Origin of the sequence: Streptomyces sp. NPDC001744, from assembly GCF_042892575.1 — a bacterium.
GTDB lineage: Bacteria > Actinomycetota > Actinomycetes > Streptomycetales > Streptomycetaceae > Streptomyces.
This window is the reverse complement of sequence record NZ_JBIAUG010000054.1, coordinates 1-1438: the sequence shown is the minus strand read 5'-3', so window position 1 is coordinate 1438 and position 1438 is coordinate 1. Positions and strand designations below refer to the sequence as shown.

At 69.7% G+C, this 1438-nt stretch carries 1 protein-coding gene; it reads left to right on the top strand.

Annotated features, from left to right (window positions below; genetic code table 11):
- Window positions 1-70 precede the first annotated feature (70 nt).
- The gene (locus tag ACFYZY_RS30000) at window positions 71-1294 is read left to right on the top strand and encodes an IS701 family transposase (RefSeq protein ID WP_388700413.1); all 1224 of its coding nucleotides are present in this window, start codon (window positions 71-73) and stop codon (window positions 1292-1294) included.
- Window positions 1295-1438 lie beyond the last annotated feature (144 nt).

The following is a 1438-nucleotide window of genomic DNA, read 5'->3' as shown; positions in this document are numbered from 1 at the left end:
CTAGTAGTGCTTCGTTACGTTGGGTGATCTTGGCTGGTGGTGGGCATCTTCTGGTCATGAGGTTGGGGGGGTGGAACGGCTCCGGGGTGAGATTTCGGAGTTCGTTGCCGATGTGTTCGCCTCGTTGCCGCGGCGGGATCAGCGGCGGTGGGGCGGGTGTTATCTGCGGGGTCTGATGCTGGACGGGCGGCGGAAGTCGGTCCAGCCGATGGCCGAGCGGCTGCCGGACGGGAACATGCAGGCCCTGCAGCAGTTCGTGAACCAGTCGCCGTGGGATCCGCTGCCGGTGCGGCGCCGGATCGCCGAACGGCTGAGCCGGGCGATCGGCCCGGAGGTGTGGGTGATCGACGACGTGTCGTTCCCCAAGTGCGGCACCGCTTCGGTCGGGGTGGCCCGGCAGTACTGCGGAGCCCTCGGGAAACGGTCGAACTGCCAGGTCGCGGTCAGTGTCCACGCCGCCACCGACACCGCTTCCTGTCCGCTGGACTGGCAGCTGTATCTGCCGCGGGAGTGGACGGACGAGCCGGACCGCTGCCATCGGGCCGGAGTGCCGGACGAAGCCATGGCCCACCAGGAGAAATGGCGCCTGGCGCTCGGCATCCTCGACACACTCGCCGGCTGGGAGGTGGAGGCGCCGGTGGTGGTCGCCGACGCGGGCTACGGCGTCAGCACCCCGTTCCGGACCGGTCCGGAGGAGCGCGGACTGTCCCATGTCCTCGCGCTGACCGGCAAGGAAGTCGCTCATGCCGAAGAGGCCGAGCCGCACCGGCCCGCCTATGGCGGGCTCGGACCGCCGACCCTGCCCCGCTACCGCACCCCGCCCCGAGCCCTCTGCGTCATGGCAGCACAAACCGGTGCGGAACAGTTCACCGAGGTCACCTGGCGACAGGGCGGCAAAGGCCCGATGACCTCGCGGTTCACCGTCCTGACCATCCGGCCCGCGGGCAAGCAGTCCCTGGCCGCGGCCCAGAGTGCGGGCGGCGGCCGCAACCGATGGGACGGTGTCCTGCCCGCCCGGGCCCTCCTGGTCGAATGGCCGCACGGCCAGGACACCCCGACGGGCTACTGGATCTCGAACCTGCCCGCCACCACCCCGGTCGCCGGCCTGGTCCGCTGGGCGAAGATGCGCTGGCGCATCGAACACGACTACCGCGAGCTCAAGCACGGCCTGGGACTGGACCACTTCGAAGGCCGCACCTGGCGCGGCTGGCACCACCACGTCACCCTCGTCACCGCCGCCCAGGCCTTCCTCACCCTGCGGCGGCCCGACCCCAAAGCCCACACGCCGGCCTGACCCTCTACCAGGTCCTCGACACCCTCCAGGACCTTCTGCAGTGCTGGACCGGCACCTGCACCACCTGCAGCCAACCCCTACCCCGCAACAGAACCAGACGAAGAACCTAACGAAGCACTACTAGGGCCTGTCCGGCGGATCATG